The organism is Pseudonocardia sp. 2-7, from assembly GCF_056341085.1.
In genome coordinates this window covers 2,177,907-2,192,029 of sequence record NZ_CP094507.1, presented here as the reverse complement: position 1 = coordinate 2,192,029, position 14,123 = coordinate 2,177,907, and the positions used below count along the sequence as shown (strand labels likewise).

Here is a 14,123-nt window from a genome sequence, read left to right as displayed (position 1 = left end):
GGGTCCGGACCGGTCGGCGACCGTACGGTCGTCGGCATGAGCGCAGTGCTGGACGGCAGGACGGCCCTCGTCACCGGGGCGGGCAGCGGGATCGGGGCCGCCGTGGCCCGCAGGCTCGTCGCCGACGGGGCGAGGGTGTACGCGGTGGACCTCGCCGAGGACCGGGTGGCCCCACTGGCCGCCCAGAGCGACCTGGTCACGCCGCTGGGCTGCGACCTGTCCGACCTCGACGCCGTGGAGCAGCTGCCCACCGACGTCGACATCCTGGTCAACAACGCCGGCCGCCAGCACGTCTCGCGGCTGGAGGAGTTCGACCCGGAGATGTTCTCGAACATCCTGCGCCTGATGCTGGAGTCGCCGTTCCGGCTGATCCGCCGGTCGCTGCCGCACATGTACGCCCGAGGCTGGGGGCGGGTCGTGAACATCTCCTCCGCGCACGGCCTGCGGGCCTCGCCGTACAAGTCCGCCTACGTCTCGGCCAAGCACGGCCTGGAGGGCCTGTCGAAGGTCACCGCGCTGGAGGGCGCCGAGCACGGCGTCACCAGCAACTGCATCAACCCCGCCTACGTGCGCACGCCGCTGGTCGAGGCCCAGATCGCCGACCAGGCCCGCACGCACGGGATCTCCGAGGACGAGGTCGTCACGAAGATCATGCTCACCCCGGTGGCGGTGAAGCGGCTGATCGAGCCCGCCGAGACCGCGGAGCTGGCCGCGCTGCTGTGGGGGCCGGCGTCGGCGTCGATCACCGGCACGTCGCTGTCCCAGGACGGCGGCTGGACCGCCCGGTAGGGGGTGCGGGCGCTCACCGCGGCCACACCCCGGTACGGGCATGATCGGTGCTCGTGCGGCGGTGGAGTGTGCTCGGGGTCCTGCTGCTCGCCGTACTGCTGCTCGCCGGGTGTGCGGTCGGGCCGTCGCAGCGGCCGCCGGTGGCGGTGCGGGGCGAACAGCTGCCCGCCGCGCCCCCGACGTCGGCCGCGGGCCCGCCCGCCGACCCGGACCTGCTGCCCGACTCCGACCCGGTCCGCACCACCGGGTTCACCGACTGCACCGCCGACACGGCCGCGGCGCTGACCACGGCGGGCACCCCGCTGCCCGCCGGGCGCGTGCTGTCCGTCGGCTGCGCCCGGCTGACCGTGCCCGCCGACCGGGACCGTCCCGAGCTCGGACCGGCCCGGCTCGGCCTGACCCGGGTCACGACACCCGGCGCGGCGAAGGGGCGCCCGGCGCTGGTCGTGCTGGGTGACACCGGCACCGACGGGTCCGCACGGGCGGCGGTGAGCCTCGCCGCCCGGCTCCCCACCGCCGTCCTCGACCGCTACCAGGTGATCGGCGTGGACCGCCGCGGCGCCGGGGAGGACCTGCTCGACTGCGCCCCGGTCGACGCCCGCGCCGCCCTGCTCGACGCCGGGCCGGACCGCCGCGACGAGGCCGCCATGACGGCGCTGCTGGAGCGGGCCCGCGAGGTCGTGCAGGACTGCAACCTGCTGCTGTCGGGCACGGTGACCAGCTACCGCGCCGCGAGCGGTGCCGACGACCTGGAGTCGCTGCGGTCCGTGCTGGGCGCGGCCCGGCTGGACCTGCTCGCCGTCGGCGACGGTGCCGACGCGGCGGCCGCCTGGATCGGCGCCCACCCGGGCTCCGTCGGGCGGGTCGTGCTCGACGGACCCGGTGACCCCACTCTCGACGAGCCGGCCCGGACCGAGACCACGACCGCGGCGGCGGAGAAGGCCTTCGACGCCTTCGCCGGGGCCTGCACCGCGTCGCCGACCTGCCCGCTGGGTCCCGACCCGCGCGGCTACCTCGACGAGCTCGTGTTCCGCCTGTCCCGCACCGCGCTGCCCGTCGGCGACGGCGACGCGGTCACCGCGGGCGCGACGCTGCGCGCGGTCCGGTCGGTCATGTCCCAGCCCGCGCGCTGGCCGGAGCTGCAGTCCGCGCTGGTCGCGGCCGGCGACGGCGACCCGGCGGGGCTGGTCCGCATCCTCGCCCCGCTCGGGGGTCCGCAGGGCCGTTTCGACGCCACCCTGGCCACCCGCTGCAACGACAGCCGGGTGCGGGTCACCCCGGGTGAGGCCGCGGACCTGGCCGGGCAGTGGGCGCAGCGCTTCCCGCTGTTCGGGGTCGCGGCGGCGCAGGAGCTCGTGGCCTGCGGGCCGTGGCCGTCGGGCGGGCCGGTCACCCCGGCGGCGCCGCGGGGCGCTCCCCCGCCCCCGGTCGTCGTGATCGGGACCGCGCAGGACCCGCGGTCGCCGCAGAGCGGTGCCGAGCGGACCGCCCAGCAGCTCGCGACGGGGCGGCTGGTGCGCTGGCAGGGCAGCGGGACCGGGGCCTACCCGCGCACCCCGTGCGTCACCGACGTCGTCGACCGGGCGCTGCTGACCGGCCGGGCGCCCTCCCAGCCCGTGGTCTGCCCGCCGTAACCGCGTGCTCCGGGCGGCTCACCCTGGGTAGGTCCGGACCATGGTCGGGATGCGACGAAACCGGCGCAGAAGGTCACGATTGCGTATCCGCCGATTTCCGGGACGGTTGCGGGAACGGCGTTGTCGCCCATCCTCACCTGCGACAACGGGCGTACGAAACGTTTCCGGAATGGCTACGCCATCGTCGCGGAACAGTCCGTTCGGCTTACCGGGGCCACCGTTCTGCGGCTAGGCTCCGTCCGGCGAGCGGGAGACCGCAGGTCGTTCCCACCACACCGGTGGGCGTACACGAACTCCCGGTCACGTCGTTCGGGTGGGTGTAACGCCGAACGGACCCGACGACGAGTGGTGCGGAAGGACCGTGCTCCTGCCCCGAGCGGCGGGCACGGACCCCGGGCGGAAGGAGCACGGTGGATTTCTTCACCTATGTCGGCACCCAGCTGAACCAGTTGATGTTCTACGGCCAGCAGCATTTCCTGCTGGTCGCGATCTCGGTCGGAATCGCGGTCGTGATCTCGTTGGTGGCGGGCACCCTGCTGCACACCAATCGGCTGACTCCCGACTCGTGGAGCCGGCCGGTCCGGGCGGGCTCCCGCGAGGCGTTGCTGATCGTGTTCTCCGCGGCACTGACGATCCCGTCGCTGGCGCTGTTCGGTCTGCTGCAGCCGATCCTGGGGCTCGGCGTCACGCCGTCGCTGACGGCGCTGACGATCTACGCGATCTACCCGGTGCTGCGTAACGTCGTGGCCGGGCTCTCCTCGGTGGACGACGCCGTCCTCGAGTCCGCCCGCGGGATGGGGATGGGCTCGGTCCGGCGGATGTTCACCATCCAGCTGCCGCTGGCCTGGCCGGTGATCCTCTCCGGCATCCGGGTCGCCGTCCTGATCATCATCGGTATCGCGGTCGTCGCCGGCGCCATCAACGGCCCGGGCTTCGGCTCCTCGCTCTTCCTCGGCCTGCAACGGCTGGGATCGGTCAACTCGTTCAACCAGGTTCTGGCGGCCACGCTCGGCTGCCTCGTCGTGGCTGCGGTCTACGAGGTCGTCTTCTGGATCGTGCAGCGTTTCACCACCCCGAGGGGGATCCGTGTCTGATTCCGGCAAGCCGATGATCGCTCTCGAAGGCATCAGCAAGACCTATCCGAAGTCCACCGCCCCGGCCGTGCAGGAGCTCGACCTGCACGTACCCGAGGGCACCATCTCGATGTTCATCGGGCCGTCCGGCTGCGGCAAGACGACCACGCTGAAGATGATGAACCGGCTCATCGAGCCCACCACCGGCCGCATCCTGCTCGACGGCGACGACGTCACCGACGTCAACGCCGACGAGCTGCGCCGCCGCATCGGCTACGTCATCCAGCAGGTCGGCCTGTTCCCGCACTTCACGATCGGCGACAACATCGCCGTCGTCCCGCGGATCCTCGGCTGGGACCGCAACCGGATCACCGCCCGGGTCGACGAGCTGCTCCACCTGGTCGGGCTCGAGCCGAAGATGTACCGCGACCGCTACCCCCGCCAGCTCTCCGGCGGCCAGCAGCAGCGCGTCGGCGTCGCCCGCGGGCTCGCCGCGGACCCGTCGGTGATGCTGATGGACGAGCCGTTCGGCGCGATCGACCCGATCACCCGCGAGCGCATCCAGGACGAGTTCCTCGAGCTGCAGCAGCAGATCGCCAAGACCATCTGCTTCGTCACCCACGACCTCACCGAGGCGGTCAAGCTCGGCGACCGGATCGCGGTGTTCGGGCCCGGCGGCACGCTGCAGCAGTACGACACGCCCGACATGATCCTGACCCACCCGGCCAACGACTTCGTCGCCGAGTTCGTCGGCGCCGGCGCCGCGGTCCGACGGCTGTCGCTGCTGGAGCTGTCCCGCCTGGAGCTGCAGTCGGTCGACCTCGACGGGACCGCCGCCCGCAACGGCTCCCCCACCTACGAGGCCGACGCCGAGGGCCGCCCGGTGCGCTGGGCGTACCTGCCGGGCACCGCCGACCTGCCGAAGCTGGTGACGGTCCCGCGCACCGGCACGGTCTACGACGCCGTCGACGTCATGCTCGACTCCCAGACCGAGCTGGTCGGTGTGGTCGACGAGCAGCAGAAGCTGCAGGGCGCGCTCTGGTGGCGCGACCTGGTCGAGGGCCTCAAGACCAAGGCCGGTTCGTGAGCGCCCCCGCCGCCGAGGAGACCGGCGCGGCCGCGCCGTCCGGGTCGCCCTCGGCCGAGCCGGTCGTCCGCAGGACGCGGCGGCTGGACCGGTCGCTCATCGTCAACCCGCTCATCGCCGTCGCCGGCGTGGTGCTGGTGCTGATCTACGCCGCGTCCCAGGGGCTCGACGACGTCGAGGCCTCGGTCATCAACGCGTCCTCGCTCGGGCAGCGGCTCGGCGAGCACCTGATCCTGACCGGGCTGTCCACCCTCGTCGTGATCATCGTGGCGATCCCGGCCGGCATCGCGATCAGCCGTCCGTCCGCGCGTCGCATCCAGCGTCCGATCCTGGCGTTCACCGGGTTCATGCAGGCGCTGCCCGCGTTCGGTGTGATCGTGCTGCTCGCGTTCTCCCCGCTCGGTCTCGGCCTGCCGACGGCCGTCGTCGCGCTCGCGCTGGCCGCGCTGCTGCCGGTGCTCACCAACACCGTCGTCGGTCTGCAGCAGGTCGACAAGGCGCTGATCGAGGCCTCCCGCGGCATCGGGATGTCGGCGCGGCAGACGCTGCTGCGCGTCGAGCTGCCGCTGGCGACGCCGGTCATGGTCGCCGGTGTCCGCGTCGCGCTCGTCCTGAACGTCGGCACCGCGGCCCTGGCCACCTACGTCGGCGCCGGCGGTCTCGGCGAGCCGATCAAGGGGATGCTCGAGCTCGGCCGCCCCACCGGAACCCTCGTCGCGGCGACCATCGTCGCCGCGCTGGCCCTGATCGTGGACTGGCTCGCCGGTCTCGCCGAGTACGCCGTCCGCCGCAACGCCGGCTGACGCGGGCCCCCGTTCGCCCCCGAATCCCCGCAGTACCGCATTCCCTGGAGGACACGTGAAGTTCGGACGATCCCGGCGTCTCGCCCTGACGGCGATGGCCGCCGCGGCGGCGCTCGCCCTGGCGGGCTGTGGCGGCCTGAGCGGCAGCGGCCCCTCGGCCTCGGGCGGCTCCCTGGCCCAGGCCGGCAACCTGAGCGGACAGAACTACGTCGTCGGCGGCAAGAACTTCGACGAGCAGCTGGTGCTCTGCCAGATCACCGTCGCCGCCCTCGAGTCGGCAGGCGGCAGCGTCACCGACCGCTGCAACACCGGTGGCACCGACGTCACCCGCCAGGCACTGCTGGCCGGGGACATCAACATCTACTGGGAGTACACCGGTACCGCCTGGGCGTCCTTCTTCAAGGAGACCCGCCGGATCACCGACGACAACGAGCTCTACAACCTCGTCGCCCAGCGCGACCTGGAGCAGAACAAGATCCAGTGGCTGGACAAGGCCAACTTCAACAACACCTACGCCTTCGCCATGACCGAGGCGAAGTCGCAGGAGCTCGGCATCACGACGCTGTCGCAGATGGCGGACTACATCAAGGCGGGCAAGGCGCCGGCCGGCTCGATGTGCGTGGAGACCGAGTACAACTCGCGTGACGACGGCCTGCGCGGCCTGGAGAAGACCTACGGCTTCACCGCCCAGAACCCGCAGGTGCTCGCCACCGGCGTGATCTACCAGGCGACCGCCGACAACAAGTGCCTGTTCGGCGAGGTCTTCACCACCGACGGCCGCATCCCCGGCCTGAAGCTCAAGGTCCTCGACGACGACAAGAAGTACCACGTCACCTACAACGCGGCGCCGACCATCCGGGCCGACGTCTACAACGCCAACCCCGCCGTCCGGGAGGTGCTGGCACCGATCGCCCAGGCCCTGGACTACAACACCATCCTCGACCTGAACGGCAAGGTGTCCTCCTTCGGCCAGAACGAGCGCGACGTCGCCCGTGAGTGGCTGACCCAGAAGGGCTTCATCGGCTGAGGTGTCCCGGTACGCCCACCGCGTCCCCGCCCCGGCTCCACCGGGTGCGGGGACGCGGTGTGTTCCGGGTCGATCACCGTGTGTGCGTGGGCGTTGCGCCGACGGACGGAACGTGGTCGGCTGGCCGGACCACCCATCCCCGCGAACCAGGACGATCCCGTGAGTCCCTTCCCCGGCCGCAGGCTGCGGACGCTGGTCCCGGCCCTGCTCGCCGTCGCGCTGCTGGCGGGCGGCTGCACCGGGCTCGCCGGAGGCGGGCCGCGGGCCTCCGCCGGATCGCTCGCCCCGCGCGTCGACCTGTCCGGCCGGACCTACGTCGTCGGATCGAAGAACTTCGACGAACAGCAGATCCTCTGCCAGATCTCGATCGCGGCGCTGGAGTCCGCCGGGGCCTCGGTGACCGACCGGTGCAACGTCGGGGGCTCCGACGTGACCCGGCAGGCGCTGCTGTCCGGGGACATCTCGACCTACTGGGAGTACACCGGCACGGCGTGGGCGTCGTACCTGCGCGAGACCCGTCCCCTCCCCGACGACCAGGTCCTCGCCGAGCTGCGCACCCGCGACCGCGCGCAGAACGGCGTGGTGTGGCTGGACCGCGCCGGGTTCGACAACACGTACTCCTTCGTCGTCGACGGGGCGACCGCGGCGCGGCTGAACCTGAACACGATCAGCGACATGGCCGCCTACGTCCGCTCCGGACAGCCCGGCGACGTCTGCGTCGAGACCGAGTACGCCTCCCGCGCCGACGGCCTCGCCGGGCTCCAGCGCGCCTACGGCTTCGAGCTCCCCCGCGACCGCCGCGAGACCCTCGAACAGGGTCTGATCTTCCAGTCCACCGCCGACGGCGTCTGCCTGTTCGGCGAGGTCGCCGCCACCGACGGCCGCATCCCGGCGCTGGGCCTGAAGGTCCTCACCGACGACCGCGGCTACCACATCACCTACAGCGCGGTCCCGGTCTTCCGGGCCGACGTGTTCGACCGGGCCCCGCAGGTCGCCGACCTGTTCGCCCCGATCACCGCGGCCCTGGACCAGCAGACCATGCAGCAGCTCAACGGCCGGGTCTCCGCAGGCGGGCAGAGCCCCCGTGACGTCGCGCGGGCCTGGCTGGCCGAGCGCGGGTTCATCGGGAGCTGAGCCGTGGCGCGCCGGCAGGTCGACGAGGTCCGCGACGGCGTGGAGCTCACCAGTCTCGACGCCGAGGCCTTCGACGGCGCCGGCGTCACCAAACGGGCCCTGCTCGACCACCTCGACGCCGTCGCCGCGCTGCTGCTCCCCGCGCTGGCCGACCGGCCCCTGTCGGTGGTGCGGGCCCGCCCCGGCCAGGCGCCGTTCATGCAGAAGAACCTCCCGCGCGGGGCGCCCGACTGGATTCCCACCGTGGACGTGTGGGCGGACTCGTCGCAGCGCACCGTGCACTACCCGCTCTGCCACGACCGCCGCACGCTGCTGTGGTTCGGCAACCAGCGCGCCGTCGAGTTCCACCCGACGCTCGTGCCGCACGGTGCGACGACCACCGGCGAGCTCGTCGTCGACCTCGACCCGCCCGACGGCGCCGGCTTCGACCGGGTCGTCGCGGCCGCGCACCCGGTCCGGGCGGCGCTGGCCGAGCTGGGCCTCGCCGCCGCGGTGAAGACCAGCGGCGCGACCGGCCTGCACCTGGTGGTCCCGCTGTCGGAGCCGCTCCCGGTCGACGACGCGTTCGCCGCGACCCGCGCGGTGTGCGCCCGTGCCGCGGCGCTGGCCCCCGACGTCGCGACGACCGCGTTCATCCGGGACGACCGCGGCGGCCGGGTCTTCCTCGACCCGACGCGCGTGGGCGGAGCCACCCTCGCCGCGCCCTACAGCCCGCGCACCCGCCCCGGCCTGCCGGTGTCGTTCCCCCTCACCTGGGACGAGCTGGACCGGGTCACGCCCGCCGACTTCACGGTGGGCACGGTGGCCGGGCTGCTCGCGGGCCGTCCGACCTGGGCGGAGCTGCGTCCCGCGCCGGCCCCGCTGCCGGAGGTCCTGCTCACCGAGGGCCGGGCGATCCCGGTGCCGCGGGTCGCGGCCATGCACGAGGGGAAGCGCCGCAAGCGCGCCCGCGAACGCGGTGAGTGATCACCCGTTGTGGAGGATCCGGCCCGCCTCGCGGACGCTGCGCTCCACAACCGGTGATCACTCGTCGACGTCGCCGCGGGCGCGCCGGTAGATCCAGCGGTCGGCGTCGGCGTGCGGGCCGATCAGGACGTAGCCCCTCGGGTCCCCGCCGGGGTCGGACAGCTCGATCGTCCGCGGCGGACGGCCGGTGGCGTCGGGGTCGATGCGCACCTGCTCGCCTGCGTAGGGGCCGTCGTCGAGGACCGCGTACATGGCAGACGATTGTGCCACCCCGGGTGCCCCGCCCGGCCCCGTCGGACGAGGGGGCCGGGCGGGGCGTGGGCTCAGCAGTTGCCGTAGGAGTTGGTGGTGCCGGCGCGGGTCACCACCCCGGTGGCGGTGTCGGCGACGACGACCGGGATCCCCAGTGGACCGTTGCCGTTGCGGTAGACGTCGCGCAGCTTGGTCGACGGGACGACCCCGGCGCCGTCGGCCCGCGCGACGCCCGCCCGGATCGTGCCGTACCCGGGGACCCCGACGCTCCAGAACCACTGCTCGGCGCCGGGGGTGGCCCGCCCGCTGCCGTACATGTAGCAGGACAGCTGGTCACGGCTGTTGGTGATCGACACCCGTCCGTACGGGACGCCGGCGGGGTCGGCGAGGTTGAGCACGCCGTTGCCGTTCTCGCTCCGCACCCGGTCCCGGGCCGCGCCGGAGAACGACACGCAGACGTGGTCGGAGGGCTGGGCCTCCCGCCACACGAAGCCCGGCTTGCAGGTGTCCGGGCCGTACGGTCCGGACCCGGCGCGGTTCGCGGGGCCCGCCGCGGTCTCGGCGCGGGCGGTGGTGCGCGAGGCGACGCTCACGCAGACCGGGTCGCTCGGCCCGATCTCCCGCCACACGAAGCCGCTCTTGCAGGTGTAGGGGCCGTAGGGCAGCGCGGCGGGCGCCGGACCCGCCGGGGCGGGCGTCGTCGGCGGGGCGGCGAGCGCGGTGCCGGCGCCGCCGGCGAGCAGCGCGGCACCGAGCGCCGCGGCCACGCCGAGGCGACGGACGGCACCGAGCGCCGCCCGGGGCCGTCGGGTCCCGGCCGGCCGGCCGGTGGTCGTCGTCGGTGTCGTCGTCGGTGTCGTCATCGTGGGTGTCCCCTCACCCCGGGCGCTCCGCCGGCGGTGTCGCCGTGTCCCGGTGCCGTCCGATCCTGGGCACCGGCGGCGCCCGCGGAATCGGCGCGGCGGCGTATCCCGGCGCTGCCGCAACGGTTCGACCGCACGTACCGCAGAGAGTTGATGACACCGGTCGGTGGGCCCGCGAGGCTGATCGACATGACCGACTCACTCGTGGCGATCCTCCTGCCGGGCGCCGGCGGCCGCCCGGAGCTCGGCGGGACCGGAACCCTGGTGACGCCCACCGCCGTCCTCGTCCACCCACCGCTGTCGCGACGACTGCGGGACGGCGAGGGCCCCACACCCGTCCGGGTCGCGGTGTGCGGCTGGGACCCGGCCGGCACCGAGGTGATCGACGTCGCGGGGGTGCAGGTCAGCGGCCGGTCCCCGGCCGGGGCGGACGAGCCGGTCGTCGGGCTGGTGCTGGCGACGCCGTCGTCGCGGGCCGGGACGGACGGCTTCGGCAGCGAGGAGGCGGTCGCGGCGCACCTGCTCACCCCGTACGACGCCGTGACCCGCCCGGCCGCCCCCGCCGTCGACCCGGGTGCCACGGTCGACCCGGGTCCCGGTGGGCGGTCCGGTGGGACCGGTGACCCGTCCCCCGGTCGCAATGTCCCGGACTCCGGCGACGCGGAGGAGGACGGCACGGGCGTCGGCACCGGGCCGCCGGCCGGCCCGGGTGACGGCGAGGGCGGGCGTCGGCCGCCGCCGGAGTCCCCGTCGATCCTGTGCAGCTTCCTCGGGATCTTCTGCCGGTAGGGACGTGATGACCACCCGGCGCCGCTCGGTCGGCGAGATCCTGGTCGTCGGGCTGGCGGTCGGGGCCGACCTCTACGTACACGGCGGCGACAGCAGGCTGCGCGGCGGCGGGGAGCTCCCGGCGTGGGTGGTGCCGGTCGCCGAGGTGGTCGTGCTGGCGACGCTGCTGCTCCGGTGGCGGTACCCGTACCGGGTGTTCGCCCTCCAGTGGTGCTGGGCGCTGGCCGGGCTGGTGCTGCCCGGGTTCGCCCCGTTCGCGGGGCTCCTCGTGGCGCTGCACGCCGTCGCCTGCCGGGCGCCGGCCCGGTACTCGCTCGCGGTGCTCGCGGCGAGCCCGGTCCCGCTCGCGGTGAGCAACGCCAACGCCGCCGGTGGGGTGGGGTCGCGCTTCTTCGCCGCGCTGTGCCTGGCCTGGGCCGTCGTCCTCGCCGCGGTCTGGGCGGTCGGGCGGCTCACCCACCTCGCCGAGCGGCGGACACGGCTGGTGGAGCAGCTGCGCGAGCGCGACGCCGCCGACGCCGTCCGGGCCGAGCGGCTGCACCTGGCCCGGGAGCTGCACGACATCGTGGCGCACACGGTCAGCGCGATGGTCCTGCAGACCGCGGGGGCCCGGGTCCGCCTGACCGCGGGCCCCGACGACGACCCGACCCGGGCCGAGGTGGTCGCCGCGCTGGCGGCGGTGGAGGCGAGCGGGGTGACGGCGATGACCGAGATGCACCGGATGCTGGGGCTGCTGCGCGCGCACTCCCCCGGCCCGGACCCGGCCGGGGACGGCGTCGTCGCACCGCGCCTGGCCGACGTGCCGCACCTGCTGGAGACCTCCCGCGCGTCCGGGCTCGACGTCGAGCACGTCGTCGACGGCGCTCCGGGCCGGGCCGACCCGAGCGTGGAGCTGACCGCCTTCCGGGTCGTGCAGGAGGGGCTCGCCAACGCGATCAAGCACGGCGGCGCCGGGGCACTGGTCCGGGTGCACGAGCTGTGGGAGCCCGGACGGCTGCGGATCACCGTGCGCAGCTCCCCGGGGATCGCCGGCCCGGACCACGGGCTGCCGGTCGGCGGGCACGGGCTGCGCGGGCTCGCCGAACGGGCCGCGCTGGTCGGCGGGCACATCGAGTCCGGCCCGGGCGGCGACGGGTTCGTCCTGCGTGCCGAGCTCCCGCTCGACGGCTCCGGGGCGGGGGCGCGGTGACCGTCACCGTGGTCGTCGCCGACGACGACCCGCTCGTCCGCACCGGTGTGGGCATGCTCCTGCGCAGCGCCCCGGACCTGGCCGTGGTCGGTGAGGCCGCCGACGGCGCCGCCGCGGTCGAGCTGGTGCGGCGCGACCGCCCGGACGTCGTCGTGATGGACCTGCGGATGCCGGGCACCGACGGGACCGCCGCCACGCGGGCGATCACCGCGGACCGGGCCGACGACCCGGACCTGCTGACCCGCGTACTGGTGCTCACCACCTTCCACGACGACGACGCCGTGTACGGCGCCCTGCGCGCGGGTGCCAGCGGCTACCTGCTCAAGCACGCGGCCCCGGCGGACCTGGTCCCGGCGGTGCGCCGGGTCGCGGCGGGCGACGCGTGGCTGGACCCGGCCGTCGCGAGCCGGGTGATCGCCGCGCTCGTGGCCACCGACCCCGACCGCGACGACCCGCCCCAGCTCCTGGCCCGGCTCACCGCGCGTGAGCGCGAGGTGCTGACCCTCATGGCGCACGGACGGTCCAACGACGAGATCGCCGCGGGGCTCGTGCTGTCCGGCGCGACCGTCCGCACCCACGTCAACCGGATCCTCATGAAGACCGGGACGGGGAACCGGACGAACGCGGTGATCCTCGCCTTCCGCAGCGGGCTGGTGGACCCACGGCGGTGACGACGCTCAGTCCTGCTTCCGCGCCCGGCTCGGCTGCACCCGCGGCGGCTCGCCGGGCATCTTGGGGTACTCCGGCGGGTAGGGCAGGTCCCCCAGCCCCCGTTCGGCCTCGTCCTCGGCGTACCACTCCAGCGCGGTCGCGCAGCTCCCCCGGTCCTCGCCCGCGCCGGCGTGCGGGTCTCCGTGGCGCTCCAGCAGCCCGGGCACGGTGCGCAGGGTGAACCCGGCGGGGTCGACCTCGGGCAGGTCGTCCCAGGTGACCGGCATGGAGACGGTCGCGGCGGGCAGCCCGCGCACCGACCAGGCCGAGGCGATCGTGCGGTCGCGGGCGGCCTGGTTGTAGTCGAGGAACACCCGCTCGCCGCGCTCCTCCTTCCACCAGTCGACGGTGGCGAGCTCCGGGATGCGCCGGCAGACGCGGCGGGCGAGCGCGATGACCGCGTGCCGGACCTGCACGAAGTCCCACTCGGGCCGGATCGGGCAGGCGACGTGCACGCCCCGCCCGCCGGAGGTCTTGGCCCATCCGGTCAGCCCGGCCTCGGTGAGGACCTCGCGCAGCGCCTGCGCGACGACGACGGCGTCGCCGAAGTCGGTGCCCGGCTGCGGGTCGAGGTCGATGCGCAGCTCGTCGGGGTGCTCGGTGTCGGGGCAGCGGACCGGCCACGGGTGGAAGTCGAGGGTGTTGAGGTTCGCCGCCCAGACGATCGTCGCGGGCTCGGTGACCGACACCGACTCGGCGGTACGGCCGCTGGGGAAGGTCACCGTGCAGGTCCGCACCCAGTCCGGCGCGCCCTTCGGGACGCGTTTGACGAAGAACGGCTCGCCGTCCACCCCGGAGTTGAACCGCTTCAGGTTCGTGGGGCGGTCGCGCAGCGCGGCGGCCATCGGCTCCCCCACCGCGACGTAGTACTCGACCACCTCGCGCTTGGTGATGCCGAGCTCGCCGAACACGACCTTGTCCGGGCTGGTCAGGCGGACCTCACGCGGCCCGTCGGGCCCGTCCACCTGCAGCATCACGACCTCACGGCTCGCCACCCGGCGAACCTACCCCGGCGTCTATCGTGTGCCCATGAGTTCCGACCGGTCCCCCCGGTTCGACGACGACCTGCTGGGCCTCGACCCGGACGACCCGGAGGCGCGGGCGTTCGCCGCGCACCTGGACCGCATGCAGCGGGTGCCGTCGTGCTCGGTGGAGGGCTACATCCGCGGCGTCGGGGACTTCGCGGAGTCGGCGAACCGGCTCCGGGGGCCGCAGCGCGCCGCCGCCGTCGGGGTGACGGTGCTGCTGCTGCTCGTCGCGGCCTGGGTCATCGCGAACGCGGCCGGGTTCGTCGTCGCCACCTGGGTCTGACGACCGGCGGCGCACGACCGATCAACGGGTTACCGTGGATGCATGGGTCTGTTCAGCCGCAACACCACCACCTCCGACGCCGAGCTCCCGGCGGCGCCGGTGCAGAAGACCGACGACGAGTGGCGGGCCCAGCTCAGCCCGGAGGAGTACCAGGTGCTCCGCAAGGCCGGGACCGAGCGCCCGTTCACCGGTGAGTACACCGACACGACCACCACCGGCGTCTACCGCTGCCGGGCGTGCGGGGCGGAGCTGTTCCGCAGCGACTCCAAGTTCGAGTCGCACTGCGGGTGGCCGTCGTTCTTCACCCCGCTCGCGGGTGAGGCCGTCATCGAGCGCACCGACTCCAGCCTCGGCATGACGCGCACCGAGGTGCTGTGCGCGACCTGCCACGGCCACCTGGGCCACGTGTTCGCCGGGGAGGGCTACGGCACCCCCACCGACCTGCGCTACTGCATCAACTCGGTGTCGCTGACCCTCGAGCCCGCCGCGGAGTAG

Annotated in this window: 16 protein-coding genes; 13 read left to right on the top strand and 3 right to left on the bottom strand. The window is 74.1% G+C overall.

What is annotated here, in order from left to right; genetic code table 11:
• Nucleotides 1–36: 36 nt before the first annotated feature.
• From MTO91_RS10825 to ligD (MTO91_RS10790), 8 genes are all read left to right on the top strand, one after another.
• On the top strand, nt 37–789 hold the full coding sequence (locus MTO91_RS10825) for a 3-hydroxybutyrate dehydrogenase (RefSeq protein ID WP_178375173.1): 753 nt from the start codon (nt 37–39) through the stop codon (nt 787–789).
• A 53-nt stretch (nt 790–842) separates the two neighbouring features.
• Nucleotides 843–2,423 carry an alpha/beta hydrolase gene (locus MTO91_RS10820; protein ID WP_476654420.1) on the top strand — a complete coding sequence of 527 codons (1,581 nt, stop codon included), beginning with the start codon at nt 843–845 and terminating at the stop codon, nt 2,421–2,423.
• A 410-nt stretch (nt 2,424–2,833) separates the two neighbouring features.
• On the top strand, nt 2,834–3,517 hold the full coding sequence (locus MTO91_RS10815; RefSeq protein WP_476654419.1) for an ABC transporter permease: 684 nt from the start codon (nt 2,834–2,836) through the stop codon (nt 3,515–3,517).
• Nucleotides 3,518–3,530: 13 nt separating this feature from the next.
• Nucleotides 3,531–4,583, top strand: coding sequence for an ABC transporter ATP-binding protein (locus MTO91_RS10810; protein WP_251786464.1), 1,053 nt, complete (start codon nt 3,531–3,533; stop codon nt 4,581–4,583).
• The gene (locus tag MTO91_RS10805) at nt 4,580–5,386 is read left to right on the top strand and encodes an ABC transporter permease (protein WP_346107135.1); all 807 of its coding nucleotides are present in this window, start codon (nt 4,580–4,582) and stop codon (nt 5,384–5,386) included. Before MTO91_RS10810 ends, MTO91_RS10805 begins: the two co-directional genes overlap by 4 nt.
• 55 nt (nt 5,387–5,441) lie before the next feature.
• The gene (locus MTO91_RS10800; protein ID WP_476654418.1) at nt 5,442–6,413 is read left to right on the top strand and encodes a glycine betaine ABC transporter substrate-binding protein; all 972 of its coding nucleotides are present in this window, start codon (nt 5,442–5,444) and stop codon (nt 6,411–6,413) included.
• A gap of 159 nt (nt 6,414–6,572) precedes the next feature.
• Nucleotides 6,573–7,547, top strand: coding sequence for a glycine betaine ABC transporter substrate-binding protein (locus tag MTO91_RS10795; RefSeq protein ID WP_251786147.1), 975 nt, complete (start codon nt 6,573–6,575; stop codon nt 7,545–7,547).
• Between the two features lie 3 nt (nt 7,548–7,550).
• The gene (gene ligD, locus MTO91_RS10790) at nt 7,551–8,513 is read left to right on the top strand and encodes a non-homologous end-joining DNA ligase LigD (protein WP_405417837.1); all 963 of its coding nucleotides are present in this window, start codon (nt 7,551–7,553) and stop codon (nt 8,511–8,513) included.
• Nucleotides 8,514–8,570: 57 nt separating this feature from the next.
• On the opposite strand, the gene MTO91_RS10785 is transcribed toward ligD (MTO91_RS10790), so the two are convergent.
• Nucleotides 8,571–8,765, bottom strand: a complete 195-nt coding sequence (locus MTO91_RS10785; protein ID WP_226356320.1) for a hypothetical protein — start codon at nt 8,763–8,765, stop codon at nt 8,571–8,573.
• A 71-nt stretch (nt 8,766–8,836) separates the two neighbouring features.
• The gene (locus MTO91_RS10780; RefSeq protein ID WP_476654417.1) at nt 8,837–9,628 is read right to left on the bottom strand and encodes a hypothetical protein; all 792 of its coding nucleotides are present in this window, start codon (nt 9,626–9,628) and stop codon (nt 8,837–8,839) included.
• Between the two features lie 189 nt (nt 9,629–9,817).
• Between MTO91_RS10780 and MTO91_RS10775 the strand changes: the two genes are divergently transcribed.
• The 3 genes from MTO91_RS10775 to MTO91_RS10765 are packed head-to-tail and all read left to right on the top strand — an operon-like array spanning nt 9,818 to nt 12,277.
• Nucleotides 9,818–10,417 (top strand): hypothetical protein, encoded by a 600-nt coding sequence (locus MTO91_RS10775; protein ID WP_405417842.1) that lies wholly within the window; start codon nt 9,818–9,820, stop codon nt 10,415–10,417.
• Nucleotides 10,418–10,424: 7 nt separating this feature from the next.
• Nucleotides 10,425–11,606, top strand: coding sequence for a sensor histidine kinase (locus tag MTO91_RS10770; RefSeq protein WP_476654416.1), 1,182 nt, complete (start codon nt 10,425–10,427; stop codon nt 11,604–11,606).
• Nucleotides 11,603–12,277, top strand: a complete 675-nt coding sequence (locus MTO91_RS10765) for a response regulator (RefSeq protein ID WP_405417846.1) — start codon at nt 11,603–11,605, stop codon at nt 12,275–12,277. The genes MTO91_RS10770 and MTO91_RS10765 overlap by 4 nt, the downstream gene beginning before the upstream one ends.
• A 6-nt stretch (nt 12,278–12,283) precedes the next feature.
• On the opposite strand, the gene ligD (MTO91_RS10760) is transcribed toward MTO91_RS10765, so the two are convergent.
• The gene (gene ligD / locus MTO91_RS10760; protein ID WP_405417848.1) at nt 12,284–13,312 is read right to left on the bottom strand and encodes a non-homologous end-joining DNA ligase; all 1,029 of its coding nucleotides are present in this window, start codon (nt 13,310–13,312) and stop codon (nt 12,284–12,286) included.
• Between the two features lie 34 nt (nt 13,313–13,346).
• On the opposite strand from ligD (MTO91_RS10760), the gene MTO91_RS10755 reads away from it, so the two are divergent.
• Together MTO91_RS10755 and msrB are read left to right on the top strand one after the other, a co-directional pair.
• A complete protein-coding gene (locus MTO91_RS10755; protein WP_062402379.1) occupies nt 13,347–13,628 on the top strand; it encodes a hypothetical protein in 282 nt (93 codons plus the stop codon).
• A gap of 42 nt (nt 13,629–13,670) precedes the next feature.
• Nucleotides 13,671–14,123, top strand: a complete 453-nt coding sequence (msrB, locus tag MTO91_RS10750) for a peptide-methionine (R)-S-oxide reductase MsrB (protein WP_083474690.1) — start codon at nt 13,671–13,673, stop codon at nt 14,121–14,123.

What these genes read in the sequence shown, in the direction of transcription:
- MTO91_RS10785 (WP_226356320.1), bottom strand. Translation starts at nt 8,765, where the DNA reads ATGTACGCGGTCCTCGACGACGGCCCCTACGCAGGCGAGCAGGTGCGC.
- MTO91_RS10810 (WP_251786464.1), top strand. Translation starts at nt 3,531, where the DNA reads ATGATCGCTCTCGAAGGCATCAGCAAGACCTATCCGAAGTCCACCGCC.
- MTO91_RS10825 (WP_178375173.1), top strand. Translation starts at nt 37, where the DNA reads ATGAGCGCAGTGCTGGACGGCAGGACGGCCCTCGTCACCGGGGCGGGC.
- MTO91_RS10770 (WP_476654416.1), top strand. Translation starts at nt 10,425, where the DNA reads ATGACCACCCGGCGCCGCTCGGTCGGCGAGATCCTGGTCGTCGGGCTG.
- MTO91_RS10775 (WP_405417842.1), top strand. Translation starts at nt 9,818, where the DNA reads ATGACCGACTCACTCGTGGCGATCCTCCTGCCGGGCGCCGGCGGCCGC.
- MTO91_RS10755 (WP_062402379.1), top strand. Translation starts at nt 13,347, where the DNA reads ATGAGTTCCGACCGGTCCCCCCGGTTCGACGACGACCTGCTGGGCCTC.
- msrB (WP_083474690.1), top strand. Translation starts at nt 13,671, where the DNA reads ATGGGTCTGTTCAGCCGCAACACCACCACCTCCGACGCCGAGCTCCCG.
- MTO91_RS10780 (WP_476654417.1), bottom strand. Translation starts at nt 9,628, where the DNA reads ATGACGACACCGACGACGACACCGACGACGACCACCGGCCGGCCGGCC.